This is a genomic window from Donghicola sp. (genome assembly GCF_025210255.1).
Classification (GTDB): Bacteria; Pseudomonadota; Alphaproteobacteria; order Rhodobacterales; family Rhodobacteraceae; genus Donghicola; species Donghicola eburneus.
Map to the genome: position 1 here is coordinate 129564 of NZ_JAOARZ010000029.1, position 15809 is coordinate 145372.

General features: G+C 59.9%; 14 protein-coding genes. 9 read left to right on the top strand and 5 right to left on the bottom strand.

Going from position 1 to position 15809, the window contains the following annotated elements; all coding sequences use genetic code 11:
• The first annotated feature begins 331 nt into the window (after window positions 1-331).
• Window positions 332-1891 (top strand): 2-isopropylmalate synthase, encoded by a 1560-nt coding sequence (locus N4A58_RS14430; protein WP_293710771.1) that lies wholly within the window; start codon window positions 332-334, stop codon window positions 1889-1891.
• A 128-nt stretch (window positions 1892-2019) separates the two neighbouring features.
• On the opposite strand, the gene N4A58_RS14435 is transcribed toward N4A58_RS14430, so the two are convergent.
• Window positions 2020-2802: a 23S rRNA (adenine(2030)-N(6))-methyltransferase RlmJ gene (locus N4A58_RS14435; protein ID WP_293710773.1), complete on the bottom strand. Its 783-nt coding sequence runs from the start codon at window positions 2800-2802 to the stop codon at window positions 2020-2022.
• Window positions 2803-2960: 158 nt separating this feature from the next.
• On the opposite strand from N4A58_RS14435, the gene N4A58_RS14440 reads away from it, so the two are divergent.
• The 6 genes from N4A58_RS14440 to N4A58_RS14465 are packed head-to-tail and all read left to right on the top strand — an operon-like array spanning window position 2961 to window position 9524.
• Window positions 2961-4007: a rod shape-determining protein gene (locus N4A58_RS14440; protein WP_072709162.1), complete on the top strand. Its 1047-nt coding sequence runs from the start codon at window positions 2961-2963 to the stop codon at window positions 4005-4007.
• Window positions 4008-4044: 37 nt separating this feature from the next.
• Entirely contained in the window at window positions 4045-5004 is a 960-nt protein-coding gene (gene mreC / locus N4A58_RS14445; RefSeq protein WP_072709160.1) for a rod shape-determining protein MreC, read from the top strand.
• Window positions 4994-5533, top strand: a complete 540-nt coding sequence (locus N4A58_RS14450) for a hypothetical protein (protein WP_072709158.1) — start codon at window positions 4994-4996, stop codon at window positions 5531-5533. Before mreC ends, N4A58_RS14450 begins: the two co-directional genes overlap by 11 nt.
• On the top strand, window positions 5530-7455 hold the full coding sequence (gene mrdA / locus N4A58_RS14455; RefSeq protein WP_072709156.1) for a penicillin-binding protein 2: 1926 nt from the start codon (window positions 5530-5532) through the stop codon (window positions 7453-7455). The genes N4A58_RS14450 and mrdA overlap by 4 nt, the downstream gene beginning before the upstream one ends.
• Window positions 7452-8591, top strand: a complete 1140-nt coding sequence (gene rodA / locus N4A58_RS14460; RefSeq protein ID WP_293710777.1) for a rod shape-determining protein RodA — start codon at window positions 7452-7454, stop codon at window positions 8589-8591. Before mrdA ends, rodA begins: the two co-directional genes overlap by 4 nt.
• A gap of 3 nt (window positions 8592-8594) precedes the next feature.
• The gene (locus tag N4A58_RS14465; protein WP_293710779.1) at window positions 8595-9524 is read left to right on the top strand and encodes a glyoxylate/hydroxypyruvate reductase A; all 930 of its coding nucleotides are present in this window, start codon (window positions 8595-8597) and stop codon (window positions 9522-9524) included.
• Window positions 9525-9590: 66 nt separating this feature from the next.
• Here the strand turns inward: N4A58_RS14465 and N4A58_RS14470 are convergent, their stop codons facing one another.
• From N4A58_RS14470 to N4A58_RS14485, 4 genes are read right to left on the bottom strand one after another with little or no spacing between them, the layout of a single operon-like run.
• Window positions 9591-10151: a sulfotransferase family 2 domain-containing protein gene (locus tag N4A58_RS14470; protein WP_293710781.1), complete on the bottom strand. Its 561-nt coding sequence runs from the start codon at window positions 10149-10151 to the stop codon at window positions 9591-9593.
• Between the two features lie 8 nt (window positions 10152-10159).
• Window positions 10160-10978, bottom strand: a complete 819-nt coding sequence (kdsA, locus tag N4A58_RS14475) for a 3-deoxy-8-phosphooctulonate synthase (RefSeq protein ID WP_293710783.1) — start codon at window positions 10976-10978, stop codon at window positions 10160-10162.
• Entirely contained in the window at window positions 10975-11775 is an 801-nt protein-coding gene (locus tag N4A58_RS14480; RefSeq protein WP_293710785.1) for a 3-deoxy-manno-octulosonate cytidylyltransferase, read from the bottom strand. Before N4A58_RS14480 ends, kdsA begins: the two co-directional genes overlap by 4 nt.
• Entirely contained in the window at window positions 11772-12728 is a 957-nt protein-coding gene (locus tag N4A58_RS14485; protein ID WP_293710787.1) for a KpsF/GutQ family sugar-phosphate isomerase, read from the bottom strand. The genes N4A58_RS14480 and N4A58_RS14485 overlap by 4 nt, the downstream gene beginning before the upstream one ends.
• 204 nt (window positions 12729-12932) lie before the next feature.
• Here N4A58_RS14485 and N4A58_RS14490 point away from each other — a divergent pair, with 204 nt between their 5' ends.
• Complete coding sequence (locus N4A58_RS14490; RefSeq protein WP_293710789.1) at window positions 12933-15092, top strand: YjbH domain-containing protein; 2160 nt, start codon at window positions 12933-12935, stop codon at window positions 15090-15092.
• A complete protein-coding gene (locus tag N4A58_RS14495; RefSeq protein WP_293710791.1) occupies window positions 15089-15739 on the top strand; it encodes a YjbF family lipoprotein in 651 nt (216 codons plus the stop codon). The genes N4A58_RS14490 and N4A58_RS14495 overlap by 4 nt, the downstream gene beginning before the upstream one ends.
• The last annotated feature ends 70 nt before the right edge of the window (window positions 15740-15809 follow it).

Below are 15809 nucleotides of genomic sequence, written 5' to 3' on the forward strand. Positions count from 1 at the left end.
TTCTTCTTGCGATAAATACTCAACGGCGCGCGGCCCATAGCCTGCGAACACCTTCTGGCATAGGCACTTAGGGCCGATCCGGCCCCTATCAACAAATCTGCTCTTTTCTTCCCTGCTTCGGCATGTATAGATGCCGCCCATGATGATGATGGGACATATTGCGTCTAACGCTCCTGCTGGCCGTGCTTTGGCACCGGCCGCCCTGTCCCTACTTCTCCTAACTCGCCTCTGAGCGTGCCCGATGGGCGCGTCCGCTCAGAGGAGTTATCTATCGCGCCCCTGTTTTGCCTATGAACAGCCCTCGGGCTCCGGAGAATAAAGCGAGATTCCTATGACTACTGCGACCAACCGCGTCAAAATTTTCGACACCACCCTGCGTGACGGCGAGCAAAGCCCAGGCGCAACCATGACCCATGATGAAAAGCTCGAGATTGCAGAGCTTCTGGACCTGATGGGTGTCGACATCATCGAAGCGGGCTTCCCGATCGCATCCGAAGGCGACTTCCGCGCCGTATCCGAGATCGCGCAGCGCAGCCAGAACGCCAGCATTTGTGGCCTTGCCCGTGCGAATTACAAAGACATCGATCGCTGCTGGGAGGCCGTAAGGCACGCCGCCAAGCCGCGCATCCACACCTTTATCGGCACCTCGCCGCTGCACCGCGCCATTCCCAACCTCTCGCAGGATGAAATGGCCGAGCGCATCCACGACACCGTGACCCACGCCCGTAACCTCTGCGAGGATGTGCAGTGGTCGCCCATGGACGCCACCCGCACCGAGTGGGACTATCTGTGCCGCGTGATTGAGATCGCGATCAAGGCTGGCGCGACCACCATCAACATCCCCGACACCGTAGGCTACACCGCCCCGCGTGAGAGTGCGGACCTGATCCGCCGCCTGATCGAAACCGTGCCCGGCGCGGACGAGATCACCTTTGCGACCCACTGCCACAACGACCTTGGCATGGCGACCGCGAACTCGCTGGCGGCAGTCGAAGGTGGCGCGCGCCAGATCGAGTGCACCATCAACGGCCTTGGCGAGCGTGCGGGCAACACCGCACTCGAAGAAGTCGTGATGGCTCTGAAAGTACGTCACGACATCATGCCTTTCACCACCGGCATCGACACCACCAAGATCATGAATATCTCGCGCCGCGTTGCGTCTGCGTCGGGTTTCAACGTCCAGTACAACAAGGCGATAGTCGGCAAGAACGCCTTCGCTCACGAGAGCGGTATCCACCAGGATGGTATGCTCAAGAACGCCGAGACTTTTGAGATCATGCGTCCTGCTGATGTGGGCCTGTCTGGCACTTCGCTGCCGCTTGGTAAGCACTCGGGCCGCGCCGCGCTGCGCGCGAAGCTCAAAGACCTTGGTTATGACGTTGCTGACAACGAGCTGATGGACATCTTTGTCCGCTTCAAGGAACTCGCCGACCGCAAGAAAGAGGTCTATGACGAGGATATCGTCGCCCTCGTTCAGGCTGGCGCCCCCGCAAGCGAGCATCTGAAGGTCAAATTCCTGCGCGTGATCTGCGGCACCGAAGCACCCCAGTCCGCAGACCTGACCATGACCGTTGACGGCGTGGACAAACAGGTCACCGCGCAGGGTGACGGCCCCGTCGATGCAACATTCAATGCGGTCAAAGCCCTGTTCCCCCACGGCGCACGTCTGCAGCTGTACCAAGTGCACGCGGTGACCGAGGGCACCGATGCGCAGGCCACCGTCACCGTGCGTCTGGAAGAGGATGGTTTGGTTGTTACCGGTCAGTCAGCGGACACCGACACCGTGGTCGCCAGCGCCAAAGCCTATGTCGGCGCGCTGAACCGACTGATCGTCCGCCGCCAGAAATCGGGCAAAGACACCAAAGAGGTCAGCTACAAAGACACCGTTTGATCGGGTTTTTGACATCACAGTCTTGGGGCTGGCCATTGGGCCGGCCCTTTTCTTTGTCAGCGGTGCGCTTGGCCACTGATGCGACGTGAGTATTTGTACAAAGCAGAAAGAGCAGGTGCGGCGAAAGCTCAGCGTTTGAAGAGCTTGTCGATCTGCTTCGTCGCGTCTTCGGTCCCCCAAGGCGCGTTCGCGATGTACATGCCAGAGCCGATCATGCGGTGCCCTTCGCGGACGGGCGGGAAACGGACTTCGTGGATCACCGCGTTTGGCAAGTCTTGCGATTTCAACGCAGTCAGCATGGGTTTGTGGGCGTCCGATGTCAGGATCGGATACCACAGAGCAATGATCCCAACGTTCCATTTGCGATGCAGGTTCGCGATCTCGCGGGGGATACGCGCGTAGTCCTCCTTGACCTCGTAGCTGGGGTCGATCAGGCAGAGACCGCGGCGCGGGGTCGGCGGGCACATGGCTTGGGCCAGTTCAAAGCCATCCTGTTTGTGAACTTTGGCACCCGTTCCGCGCATTGCTGTGCGCAGGGCATCGAATTCACGCGGGTGCAATTCGGCCAGATTGATGCTGTCCATCGGCCGCAAGAGCTGCGACGCGATCATGGGGGATCCGGGGTAGGCCGTTGGGCCGTGTTCCGCGCGGATCGCAGTCACAGCGCGCACATAGGGGTGATCTGACGGCAGAGCCTTGCGCGCCAGCGCAGACGTGATCCCTGCCTCGGCCTCGCCCGTTTTCACCGCCTCTGGCGCGTCCAGCATGTACAGACCGCGCCCCGAGTGGGTCTCGATGTAGGACAGGGGTTTGTCCTTTTGCGTCAAATAGGACAGCACCGCTGCAAGAAGCATATGCTTTTGCAGATCTGCGGGATTTCCAGCGTGGTAGATGTGTTGATAGGACAGCATAGCGCCTCTTACCCGTGCAAGTGGCCCCATGGAAAGGCGGAATGGTGCTGATTTGACCGTTCTGGCCCCTTTTCCGCAGAGGAATGCGCCCCTATAAGGTCACACGCCTGCCCCTCTGGAGTCGCGGGTACCGAATTATTTAATGTGAGGCCTCCACAATGGCGTTCCTTGGAAGTTTGCAGGGCGTATTTTCATCTGACATGGCGATCGACCTCGGCACCGCCAACACTCTGGTTTACGTGAAGGGTCGCGGTGTGATCCTGTCCGAGCCCTCTGTGGTCGCTTATCACGTCAAGGACGGCACCAAGAAAGTGCTGGCTGTCGGCGAAGATGCAAAGCTGATGCTGGGCCGTACTCCCGGCAGCATCGAGGCCATTCGCCCCATGCGCGAAGGCGTCATCGCGGACTTTGACGTAGCCGAAGAGATGATCAAGCACTTCATCCGCAAGGTGCACAAGCGCTCGACCTTTTCGAAACCCAAGATCATCGTGTGTGTGCCCCACGGCGCAACCCCCGTTGAGAAGCGTGCGATCCGTCAGTCGGTTCTGTCCGCAGGTGCCCGCCGCGCTGGCCTGATTGCAGAGCCCATTGCGGCCGCGATCGGTGCAGGGATGCCCATCACCGACCCGACCGGCAACATGGTCGTGGACATCGGCGGTGGTACCACCGAAGTTGCGGTTCTTTCGCTGGGTGACATCGTGTACGCGCGTTCAGTCCGCGTCGGTGGTGACCGGATGGACGAAGCAATTATAAACTATCTGCGCCGCCAGCATAACCTGTTGATCGGTGAAGCCACTGCAGAGCGTATCAAGACCAGCATCGGCACAGCCCGTATGCCCGACGATGGCCGCGGTGCATGTATGTTGATCCGTGGTCGCGACCTGCTGAACGGTGTGCCCAAAGAAATCGAAATCAGCCAAGGCCAAGTTGCCGAAGCCCTGAGCGAACCCGTCCAGTCAATCTGCGAAGCCGTGATGACCGCCCTGGAAGCGACCCCGCCGGATCTGGCAGCAGACATCGTGGACCGTGGTGTGATGCTGACCGGTGGCGGCGCGCTGCTGGGTGAGTTGGATCTGGCCCTGCGCGAGGCAACCGGTCTGGCGATCAGTGTTGCGGACGACAGCCTGAACTGTGTGGCCTTGGGCACCGGCAAAGCGCTGGAATACGAAAAGCAGCTGCGTCACGTCATCGACTACGACAGCTGAGGTGGGCCGCTGCGGCGGCTGCGTGCTGGAGTAAATTTTGGCAAAGCACGGAAACAACGGCGAAGACTATTACGCACCGCTACGCAGATTGGGCTTGGCGGTGCTTATACTTTTGCTGTCTGCGATCTTTTTGGTCTGGCGGATCGACTCGCCCCGTGTCGAACGCTTTCGCATGGCGGTGATTGACCGCGTTGTGCCGAGCATGGATTGGGCGATGGCCCCCGTGACCGCGACGGTCGAACTGTTTCGCGACCTGCAGAGCTATCGCCGCCTGACCGAACAAAACGCCGAGCTGCGCCGCGAATTGCAGCAGATGAAGGCGTGGAAAGAGGCGGCACTTCAGCTCGAACAAGAGAACGCGCGCCTTCTGGACCTGAACAACATGCGGTTGGACCCCGCGCTGACCAAGATCTCGGGCGAGGTTCTGGCCGATAGCGGCTCGCCCTTCCGTCAGTCGGTGCTGCTGAACGTGGGCGCACGTGACGGGATCGTTGACGGGTGGGCCACCATGGACGGGATTGGCCTTGTGGGCCGTATCGCAGGCGTGGGCGAGCGCACCAGCCGTGTGATCCTGCTGACCGACACCAACAGCCGTGTGCCTGTCAGCGTGCAGCCTTCGGGACAGCGTGCGATGATCGTGGGCGACAACAGCCCTGCTCCGCCGCTGGAATTCATCGAGAACTCTGATCTGGTGCGCCCCGGAGACCGCGTCGTGTCGTCTGGCGACGGCGGAGTGTTCCCCGCCGGTCTCTTGGTCGGTCAGGTTGCCCAAGACCGCAATGGGCGCCTGCGTGTGCGTCTGGCGGCCGATTATGAGCGTCTGAAGTTCCTCAAAGTCCTGCGCAGCCAACCGGCCGAAGATATCGGCACCCACGGGGGTCTTGTTGCCCCTCTGACATCGTCCGAAAGTTTCCCCGATGCCGTGGACTTGGGTGTTCCCGTCGACACCCCCGAGCTGAGCACCGGCGAGCCAGAGGCCAGTGCCAATGGCGGATAGCGAGTTTCCGGGCCGCTGGGTCCTGACCCTTGGCTATGTGGCTGTCTGCGCGGCGCTCATGTTCACGCGCCTTTTGCCGCTCGATTCCTTGCCGCCGTCATGGGCGGGGCCTGATCTGGTAATTTGCGTGACCATGGCGTGGATGCTGCGTCGCCCTGATTCGGTCCCGATGGTCGTGATTGCTGCAGTGGCCTTGATGGCGGACCTGTTGTTTCAGCGTCCGCCCGGTCTGTGGGCCGCGATTACGCTGGGACTCAGCGACTTCTTGCGCAGACGCGAAGAAGGATTGCGCGATGCGCCCTTTCCCATCGAATGGGGCGTCGTCAGTCTGGCATTTGTGATCTCCAAGGTGTTGTACCGCGTGATGCAGACATTATTTGTGGTGCCCAACGAGCCTCTGGGGCTAACCTTGACCCAGATCGTTGTCACAATCGCAGCCTACCCGCTGGTCGTCCTGACGCTGAACACCGTTTTCAAATTGCGCAGGGCCGCCCCCGGTGAGGTCGATTCTCTGGGGCACAAACGATGAGACGCAGTGAACGGGATACCAGCCTGAGCCATCGGCGCATCACGCGGCGTGGATTGATCGTGGGCGGACTGCAGGTCAGCTTTATCGCGCTGCTGGCCGCGCGCATGCGGCATATGCAAGTCAATCAGGCCGAAGAATTCCGTCTGCTGGCCGAAGAGAACCGGATCAAGGTCCGTCTGCTGCCCCCCGCCCGCGGCCTGATCATGGACCGCGAAGGCACGCCGATCGCCACCAACGAACCCAGCTACCGGATCGTAATCGTTCCCGAAGATGCGGGCGACGTCGAAGAAGTTCTAAGCCGCCTGTCGCAGATCATCGAACTTAGCGAAGATGAACTGAACCGCGCCCGCCAAGAGATGGAGCGGACGCGTTCCGCCCCCTTCTTGCCCGTCACAATTGCAGACCGCGTCAGCTGGGATGCAATTTCCAAAGTCGCGGTGAACGCCCCTGCCCTCCCCGGCATCACGCCCGAGGTTGGGCTGTCGCGCAAATACCCCTTAGGCGGCGATTTCGCCCATGTCGTCGGCTATGTCGGCCCCGTGTCGGACTACGACCTGTCCAAGATAGAAGAGCCTGATCAGCTCTTGCGTATTCCGCGGTTTCAGATCGGCAAGGTCGGCGTTGAAGCCAAGATGGAAGACATGCTGCGCGGCTCTGCCGGTGCCAAGCAGGAAGAAGTCAACGCAGCTGGCCGCGTCATGCGCGAGCTAGACCGCCGCGAAGGGATCGCAGGCGCGAACCTGCAGTTGACCGTTGATCACAAGCTTCAGGGCTACATCCAAGCCCGTCTCGGCAGCGAGAGCGCCAGCGCCGTGGTGATGGACGTCGAAACGGGCGATATCCTGTCCATTGCGTCAGCGCCTAGCTTCGACCCGAACCTTTTTGTTCGCGGGATTTCGGTCGCGGACTACTCAATCCTGCGGGACAACGATCACCGCCCCTTGGCGTCAAAAACCGTGCAGGATGCCTATCCGCCAGGCTCGACCTTCAAAATGGTGACCGCTCTGGCCGGACTGGAAGCAGGGGTTATTACCTCGAACGATACGGCTTACTGCCCCGGCCATTTCGAGGTCGGCGGGCGCCGTTTCCACTGCTGGAAGCGTGGCGGGCACGGCTCGATGGACCTGATTTCGTCCCTGCGTCACAGCTGCGACGTCTACTATTACGACCTCGCGCTGAAAGTGGGCATCGAAAAGATCGCCGAAACGGCCCGCAAACTGGGTCTGGGAGAGCGGTTCGACGTGCCCATGTCCGCAGTTGCCGAAGGCTTGACACCCGACAAACAGTGGAAGCTGGAAGCGCGCGGCGCGGAATGGCTCATCGGTGACACGGTAAACGCCAGCATCGGTCAGGGTTTCGTCCTGACGACTCCGCTGCAACTTGCAGTGATGACGTCTCGTATCGCGACAGGCCGCAGGATCATGCCGCGCCTGATCAAGTCCATAGATGGTAAGCCGACAGAGCCCGAAGGCGGCGAAGATCTGGGTCTGAACGAAGATTACCTGCGCCAAGTCCGTCGCGGCATGTTTGCCGTGGTCAATAACCGACGAGGAACGGCCTATCGGTCCCGCATCGCGGACGAGGCCAACCGGATGGCGGGTAAGACCGGCACTGCGCAGGTCAGCAACCGCGTCGTCCGCAATGACGAAGTCCCGTGGGAAGAGCGGGACCATGCCCTTTTCGTGTCGTTCGCGCCCTATGAGCGGCCCAAAATCGCCGTGGCGGTTGTGGTTGAACATGGCGGCGGCGGCTCTTCGGTTGCGGCCCCTATTGCGCGCGACATCACGCTCGAGGCCCTATTCCGCGGACCGCCCCCACCCGAGGCGTATCCCGCAAGCGATCGCGAAAAGAAGATGGAAGAGCGCCAAGAGATTGAGGAACGGCTCAATGCCCTCGGGTCCGAAGGCAGCACACGCGCATGAGTTACCTCGAGTATAATGTCAAATACGTGCCTTCGGGCGCGCGTAAGATCCTCTATCTGAACTGGCCCCTGATCCTGCTGATCACTGCTGCGGCCTCTGCGGGTTTTTTGATGCTGTACTCCGTTGCGGGGGGCTCTTTGCGACCCTACGCGTGGGCGCAGATGATCCGCTTCGGGATGGGAATGTTCGCGATGTTCGTCATTGCGATGGTGCCAATCTGGTTCTGGCGCAATGTCTCTGCTGTGGCTTACGGGATCTCGATCGTCCTGCTGCTGGTGGTCGAACTTTTTGGCACGGTCGGCATGGGGGCGCAGCGTTGGATCGATATCGGATTCATGCGGCTGCAGCCGTCCGAGTTGACCAAGATCACAGTGGTCATGCTGTTGGCGGCCTATTACGACTGGCTGCCCGTGACCAAGACGTCGCGGCCCCTGTGGGTCTTTATCCCTGTCATGCTGATCATGATTCCGGTCGCATTGGTTCTAAAGCAGCCAGATCTTGGGACCGCCTTGCTACTGCTGATCGGCGGCGGCGCGGTAATGTTTATGGCAGGTGTCCATTGGGCCTATTTCGGCGTGGTGATGGCGTCTGGGGCGGGGCTGATTGCCGCTGTTTTCAACAGCCGCGGCACCCCGTGGCAGCTGATCAAGGACTACCAGTTCCGCCGCATCGACACCTTCCTTGACCCCTCCAGCGACCCCTTGGGCGCGGGATATCACATCACCCAGTCTAAGATCGCGCTCGGATCTGGTGGATGGACCGGCAAAGGGTTTATGCAAGGCACCCAGACCCGTCTCAACTTCCTGCCCGAAAAGCATACGGACTTTATCTTTACCACGCTGGCCGAAGAATTCGGGTTCATTGGCGGGGTGTCATTGCTGACGATCTACGGTTTGATCATCGTGTTCTGCATTGCAACTGCGCTGAGCAACCGGGACCGCTATGCATCGCTGCTGACGCTAGGGATCGCCATGACATTCTTCCTGTTTTTTGCAGTAAATATGTCGATGGTCATGGGCTTGGCGCCCGTTGTGGGCGTGCCGTTGCCACTGGTTAGCTATGGCGGCTCGGCAATGCTGGTCTTGCTCGTGGCCTTTGGCCTTGTTCAGAGCGCTCATGTCCACAAACAGAGGTAACCTATGATCAACGTCCAACTAGCTGCGCCCGCTGCCTACTGGGCCGAATACGAGGCCCCACTGACCAGAGCATTGAAAGCGGCAGGAGTGGATGCGGATCTTTCTATGGATCATGCGCCCGAGGATGTGGATTACATCGTTTACGCCCCCCATCCCGAGATGCAGGATTTCACGCCTTTTAAGCGCTGCAAGGCGGTTTTGAGCCTGTGGGCCGGTGTGGAAAAGATTGTGGGGAATCAAACACTCACGATGCCCTTGACCCGCATGGTGGACCCTGGATTGAAGAAGGGCATGGTCGAGTTTGTGACCGGCCATGTGCTGCGCTACCATCTGGGGATGGACCAGCACATTCTGGTGCAAGACGGTGTCTGGCGCCACAAGGCGCCTCCCTTGGCACAAGATCGCAAGGTGACCATTCTGGGACTTGGCGAACTGGGTCGCGGCTGCGCTGAGATGCTGGTCCAGCTTGGATTTCAGGTGCGCGGATGGGCACGCAGCCCGCGCGAGCTTGCAGATATCGCATGTTTCAGTGGAGCCGCTGGAATGAAGGCCGCACTGGAAGGGGCAGAGATCATCGTTTTGCTGCTGCCTGACACACCCGAAACCGAGAATGTCTTGGATTCAGAGGCTATGTCATGGCTGGCCCATGGGGCATCGATCCTGAACCCAGGCCGAGGACCCTTGATCGATGACGACGCACTTTTGGCTGCGTTGGACAGTGGGCAGGTGGCGCATGCAACGCTTGACGTTTTCCGCGTGGAGCCTTTGCCTGCCGAGCATCCCTTTTGGGCGCATCCGGATGTGACGGTGACGCCTCACATCGCGTCGGAAACCCGAGCGGACACTGCGTCCAAAGTGGTTGCCGAGAATATCCGACGCGCCGATGCAGGGGAGCCCTTGCTTTATCTGGTTGATCGAGCGGCTGGGTACTAAAGGGGGCGCTGCCCCCTCTCGGCCTTTGGCCAATTCACCCTAGGGGTATTTTTCCCAAGAAAGAGTTTAAGGCGAAGGATAGCCAAGGTCTGCGAAATCGCGGGCGTAGAAAGCACAAAGTTGATCCAGCAGCGGGCCAGTGATGTGCTGCTCCCAAGTGCTGTGTTCACTGCGATTGGCGTGGGGCACGCCGTCGAGCGCGAGGCCAACTTTGCTCGCGAGGCGCGCGATTTCGGCATCGTAATTTTCAAAACGGTAGAGTTCGTCTGCCTCGGTCAGGCAGTAGAACCTGTGGGTTTGCTGGATCGTGTGATGGCGAATGATCTCGGGTTTGGTTCGGCGGGTGCCCGTGTGGTCGATTGTGACGTTCATCGTGATCGCGGCGAAGTCTTCAATTGTGCCTTTGAAACCACGATGCTGGTTGAAATAGGAATAGGCCGAGACGAAGCGGTCGAGCGGGTGCCGGACAAACGCAAACTTGTAGAGGTTGCGCCATTCGGGGCGCATTTCGCCAAACGAGCGGCCAGAGAAGCGACCGTCCCACAAGTGCCGGCGGATCGTTGTACCGCCGGTCTTGTGGATGTGGATGATGACACAATCCGGATTATGGAGCCGGAAGTTGGCCATGCTGCGGGTCAGCCCTTGGTCAGGTCGTCATAGGCCTTGAGGCGTTTCAGGAGAGCCGTCATTTCCGTCAGCGGGACCATGTTCGGGCCGTCCGAGGGGGCGTTTTCGGGGTCCTGATGCGTTTCGATGAAGACCGCGCCAGTGCCCACCGCCAGCGCCGCTCGGGCCAGAGGTTCGACAAATTCACGCTGACCGCCGGTCGAGGTGCCCTTGGAGCCCGGCATCTGGACCGAGTGGGTCGCGTCAAACACCGTCGGGTAGCCGGTTTCGGCCATGATCGGCAGGGCGCGCATGTCCGACACCAGCTGGCCGTAGCCGAACGTGGTGCCACGCTCGCAGAGCATGATGTTCTCGTTTCCGGTGCTTTCGATCTTTTTCACCGCGTTGCCCATGTCCCAAGGGGCAAGGAACTGGCCCTTTTTTACGTTCAAGGCTTTGCCGGTTTCACCAGCGGCGAGCAGCAGGTCGGTCTGGCGGCACAAGAAGGCGGGGATTTGCAGGATGTCGCAAACCTCGGCCGCCTTGGCGCAGTGCCACGGTTCGTGGACGTCGGTGATCGTGGGAACGCCGAATTCCTCGCTGATGGTGTTCAGAACCTCTAGGCCCTTTTCCATGCCGAGGCCGCGTTCACCAGACAGGGAGCTACGGTTCGCCTTGTCATAGCTGGCCTTGAAGACCCACTGGATGCCCGAGGCCGCGCAGGCTTCGGCGATGCCGTTTGCCATCATGCGCGCGTGGTCCAAGCTTTCGAGTTGGCAGGGGCCGGCGATCAGGACAAAGGGCAGGTTCTGTGCGATCTTGATGTCGCGGACGGTGACGGTTTTCATTCGGTGCCTTCCTTTTTCAGCACAGATTCAATGCGTTCCACATCGACGGGGTTGTTCAGTTCCCAGAACACGCGGCCACGGCCTTCGACCTGAACACAGGCGACGGACTGACCATTTTCGAGGAAGCGCAGCTGTTCCAGACCTTCGAGCTTTTCCAGCGTGCCCTCGGGCCACGACATATAGGATTTCAGGGCGGCGGGGCGGTAGGCGTAGACGCCAACGTGGTGGAACACAGGGGTGTTGTCGCCAGTTGCGGGCTCGTCCCCGGTGTAGGGCACGACCTCTTTGGAGAAATAGAGCGCGTGGCCGTGGGTGTTGAACACGGCGGTGGTGCCGCCCACACGGCGGGCGCGGCGGTCTTCGCGGAAGTTGTTCAGGGTCTCGGCGTCGCAGCGCAGGACGGGGGTCGCGACGGGCAGTTCGGGGTCGGCCTTCATCGCGTCGATCAGGGCGGTCAGGAACCAGACGGGAGTCAGGGGCGCGTCGCCCTGCAGGTTCACCACCAGATCGGTGTCTTCGGGCAGTTGGGAGACAGCTTCGGCGCAGCGCTCGGTGCCGTTCTTGGCGAACTCCGAGGTCATCAGGACATCTGCGCCAAACGCTTTGGCGGCGTTGGCGATCCGGTCGTCATCGGTGCAGACATAGACCGCATCGACGCCGTGGGTCGCCTTGGCCACTTCCCACGAGCGCTGGATCAAGGACTTCGCGATGCCGGTCGCGCCATGCAGCGGCACCAGCGGTTTGCCCGGATAGCGGGTCGAGGCGTAACGGGCGGGGATCAGGATAACAGTGCTCATGCAACACCTGCGCGCAGACAATCGTGGATGTGGATAATGCCCCGCAGCACACCCTCTTCGGTGGTGACGCAAAGCGTTGTAATTTTGTTGTCGTTCATGATCCCCAGCGCCTCGGACGCGAGGGCAGTCTCGCGGATCGTGCGGGGGCCGCGGGTGGCGACCTGACCGGCGGTTTTCTCCATCAAGCCATCCAGATTACGGCGCAAGTCGCCGTCCGTGATGATGCCGTTCAGTTTGCCATTCTCGATCAGCGCGACAATGCCGAGCCCCTTTGCCGACATCTGGACCAGCGCGTCGCCCATAGTAGTCTCTTCGTCCACGAGCGGCAGCTCGTCGCCTTTGTGCATCAGGGCCGCAACAGGCAGAAGCTGCGCGCCAAGGCTGCCACCGGGGTGGAAGGCTAGGAAGTTCTCTTTCTCGAAGCCACGAATACGCATGAGGGCGACCGCGACCGCATCCCCCAGCGCCATGGTCAGCGTGGTCGAGGTGGTCGGCGCCATTCCAATCGCGCAGGCCTCGGGCGCATTCGGGAGTTGCAGCAGGTAGTCAGATTGCTGCGCCAAGGTGCTGTCCGCGTTTTTGGTGATCGCAACCATCTTGATCCCGAAGCGGCGGGTGTGGGCGATGATGTCGGCCAGTTCCTTGGTCTCGCCAGAGTTCGAGATCAGGATCACCACGTCGTTCTTGGTGATCATCCCCAGATCGCCGTGGCTGGCCTCGCCGGGGTGGACGAACTGCGCGGGGGTTCCGGTGCTGGCAAAGGTTGCTGCCATTTTCGCGCCCACATGGCCGGATTTGCCCATGCCAGAAACAATCACCCGGCCCGTGCTTGCTTGAATCAGTCGCACCACTGCCGGAATTTGCGCCGGCGGCGCGTCAGCCATCAGGGACAAAGCTGCAAGCTCTGTTTTCAGGACATCCTGCGCGTATTGCGAGATTTCGTTCTCTGTCATGCTGCTTGTCTATCCGGGTCGTCGTTAGAGCCCATGCACTATCAGGTATTCTTGGGCAGCAAAATGCTTTTCCCAAAGCAAAACTTCGCACACCACCACGTAACAACGGTTGGACGAATGCGTGATCAGCCGCTAATGTCGGGTGCGCACGGTCCCTTGCAATCGGGCTTGCAGAAAGAAACCTGGACTTCATGGACGATCGACGTGGTTAAAGTACTGGCGCGCAGTTCTTCGCGCATCCGGCAGCCTCTGGCGCGCGCAGTTTGCGCGCTTTGCTGCGTCTTCGGCACGGTGCCGGCTTGGTCGGCAGATGGATCATCTGAAACAAACTATACGATCTGGGGCACCCCCGGCCTGATTACCTTGCCTGACGCCAAACTGGCTTCGAATGGCGAGGCCGCGTCGACCTTTGGCTATATGCCGGGCACGACGACCGTTGGCCTGACATTTCAGTTTTCCGACAGAATTACTGCGACCTTCCGCTATGCTGGCGTCGATGGTGCGATCAACCCGTTTCAGGGCCAAGACACCTATTACGACCGCAGCTTTGACGTCCGATATCAAGTGCTGGACGAGGGCCGATATTTACCCGCCGTCGCCGTTGGCCTCCAAGACTTTGCGGGCACGGGCCTTTATTCCGGCGAATACGTGGTCGCGACCAAAACCGTCGCGCCCGGGTTTTCGCTAACTGGCGGGATCGGCTTCGGTCGTTTGGGCAGTTACAATCCACTCACCACAATCGGCGAGCGCCCGTCCCGTTTGATTGATGAGATCGGCACAGGTTCCTACGTGTTTGAGGGGCGCGGCGGTACGTTCAACTTTAACCAGTGGTTCCGCGGGGATGTCGCTCCCTTTGCCGGTCTGAGCTGGGACGTAAATGACAAATGGCGGTTCGTGGCGGAATACTCCAGCGATGCCTTTGACGCCGAAGAGGCTGCGGGTTTCTACAAGAACCGGACGCCGCTTAATTTCTCTTTGACCTATGACTTGGGCGCTGACAGCCGCGTTTCTCTGTATTCACTGAACGGCGACAAGTTCGGGGTACAGGCGACCTTCTCGATCAACCCGCGCGAACCGGCCATGAACACCGGTATCGAAGAGGCCCCTCTGCCGATCCGCAAGCGCGCGCCCGGCGAAAGCGAATTATTGGGGTGGACACAGCTCGGCGATGCGGTGCTGCCCACGATCCGCGAGAACCTGAAGCGCCAGCTTGATCGCGACCAATTGCGGATCGCTGGCCTTGAGGTATCGGGGCGTGAGGCAACACTTCTGCTCGAAAATCCGCGATACGGGTCCGAGCCCCAAGCCATCGGTCGCGCCGCCCGCGCAATGGCAAGCCAGCTGCCCTACTCGATCGAGACGATTCACATTGTCCCGGTCTCAAATGGTATGGGTCTGTCGCGGATCACTTTCCAACGCTCTGACCTCGAAAATCTGCAGTTCAATACTGTAGAGGCCATCAAGGAACGTATGGTGATCGAAGACACGCGAGGGCACATGATCGCCTTTGATGACGATAAGTATCCTTCGTTCGACTATGGCTTTTCTCCCTACATCCAGCCCGGGTATTTCGACGTATTCCAGCCTCTGCGTGCCGACTTTGGTATCCGCTTTCGCAACACCCTTCGCTTGAGCAAGAATTTCAAAATTGGCTCTTCCTTCACATATCGATTGGCTGGGGACTTGGCGGGATCAGAACCAGATTTCGACGGCATCGTGCCACCTGTCCGCACTTTGGGGCCGCTCTATTTCGAGGATCCGTTCGGTGTAGAGTCCCTTGCGCTCTACTACACAGCGCACCCTTTCAAGGACATCTACGTGAGCGGCCGCGTCGGCTATCTGGAAAACATGTATGGCGGTGTGTCCGGCGAGGTCCTCTGGAAGCCAGTCGACAGCCCTTTGTCGCTTGGGATTGAAGTATCCCGTGTCAGGCAGCGTGGGTTCGACCGCCTGTTCGACTTCCGCGATTACGAGGTCACGACGGGCCACGTTTCCGCCTATTATGACTTCGACAACGGCTACTTTGCCAAACTCGATGTTGGCCAATATCTGGCGGGCGACAAGGGCGCGACGCTGCTGGTCCAACGGACCTTCGACAACGGCTGGGCTTTTGGCGCCTTTGCCACGCTCACAGACATTTCGGCCGAAGACTACGGCGAAGGCAGCTTTGACAAAGGCATCATGTTCACCATGCCGCTCAGCTTCACCCTTCAGGAACCGAAGCGAACATCATACACCGAGGTTGTCCGACCGCTACAACGGAACGGTGGTGCAAAACTCAGTGTGAACGACCGTTTATACGGTGGGCTCGCGGATTATCATCGCCCCTCTCTCGATCAGGAATACGGAAGGTTCTGGCGATGACGTCGCTTGTGCGTTTGATCACTGTAATTATGGCCGTTGGGCTTGTGGCATCCTGTGGCTCGGACCGCCAAGAATCGAGGCTTGAGCTGTTTAGCCGTATCGGAGCCAATTGGCGCACAAGCCTGAGCGATACTGAGCAGCAGAGCAACGCGGCCCAACTGCGCGCCGCCGTCCCAGCTCTGTTGGAGCAAGTGCCAACGCCTATGATTTTAATGACCCAACGCACGATCAACGGCGCTGGCATCTTTGTCCTAAATACCGAGATTGGGAATTATCGGGTCTTCAGTTCCAGCGACGACATGACCGTTACGCTCGAAGGCGGCGTCTTGGCCGAAACTCGCAGGCTAGGCGACGATTTGATGTCCTCGGAAAACGGGCCGTTACCAGGTTTGCTCGCCGCGCGTTCGGAGGGCGACTATCAACGGGTGCTGCGCACGCTGGACGGCGAAGGGCACGAAATCTCGGTGATGTATGACTGCCGGCTGAGCCAAACCGCTCCTGATCGTATGATCGAAAACTGTACGACACCGGGTCGCGCATTTAAGAATGTGTACGAGTACACCCCGGGGGCGCCGCTGCTGGCTCGGTCAGAGCAGTGGCTTAGTAATGACCACGGACACCTGAGCATTGAGTACCTACGCCACTGATCACGTTTGACTCCTCAGGGCATTTGCACAGCAATCCAGTTACAAAAAAACGCGGCCCATGGGCCGCGCT

Coding starts and splice junctions, on each gene's coding strand:
- N4A58_RS14430 (WP_293710771.1), top strand. CDS start 332: ATGACTACTGCGACCAACCGCGTCAAAATTTTCGACACCACCCTGCGT.
- N4A58_RS14435 (WP_293710773.1), bottom strand. CDS start 2,802: ATGCTGTCCTATCAACACATCTACCACGCTGGAAATCCCGCAGATCTG.
- N4A58_RS14440 (WP_072709162.1), top strand. CDS start 2,961: ATGGCGTTCCTTGGAAGTTTGCAGGGCGTATTTTCATCTGACATGGCG.
- N4A58_RS14450 (WP_072709158.1), top strand. CDS start 4,994: ATGGCGGATAGCGAGTTTCCGGGCCGCTGGGTCCTGACCCTTGGCTAT.
- mrdA (WP_072709156.1), top strand. CDS start 5,530: ATGAGACGCAGTGAACGGGATACCAGCCTGAGCCATCGGCGCATCACG.
- rodA (WP_293710777.1), top strand. CDS start 7,452: ATGAGTTACCTCGAGTATAATGTCAAATACGTGCCTTCGGGCGCGCGT.
- N4A58_RS14465 (WP_293710779.1), top strand. CDS start 8,595: ATGATCAACGTCCAACTAGCTGCGCCCGCTGCCTACTGGGCCGAATAC.
- N4A58_RS14470 (WP_293710781.1), bottom strand. CDS start 10,151: ATGGCCAACTTCCGGCTCCATAATCCGGATTGTGTCATCATCCACATC.
- kdsA (WP_293710783.1), bottom strand. CDS start 10,978: ATGAAAACCGTCACCGTCCGCGACATCAAGATCGCACAGAACCTGCCC.
- N4A58_RS14480 (WP_293710785.1), bottom strand. CDS start 11,775: ATGAGCACTGTTATCCTGATCCCCGCCCGTTACGCCTCGACCCGCTAT.
- N4A58_RS14485 (WP_293710787.1), bottom strand. CDS start 12,728: ATGACAGAGAACGAAATCTCGCAATACGCGCAGGATGTCCTGAAAACA.
- N4A58_RS14495 (WP_293710791.1), top strand. CDS start 15,089: ATGACGTCGCTTGTGCGTTTGATCACTGTAATTATGGCCGTTGGGCTT.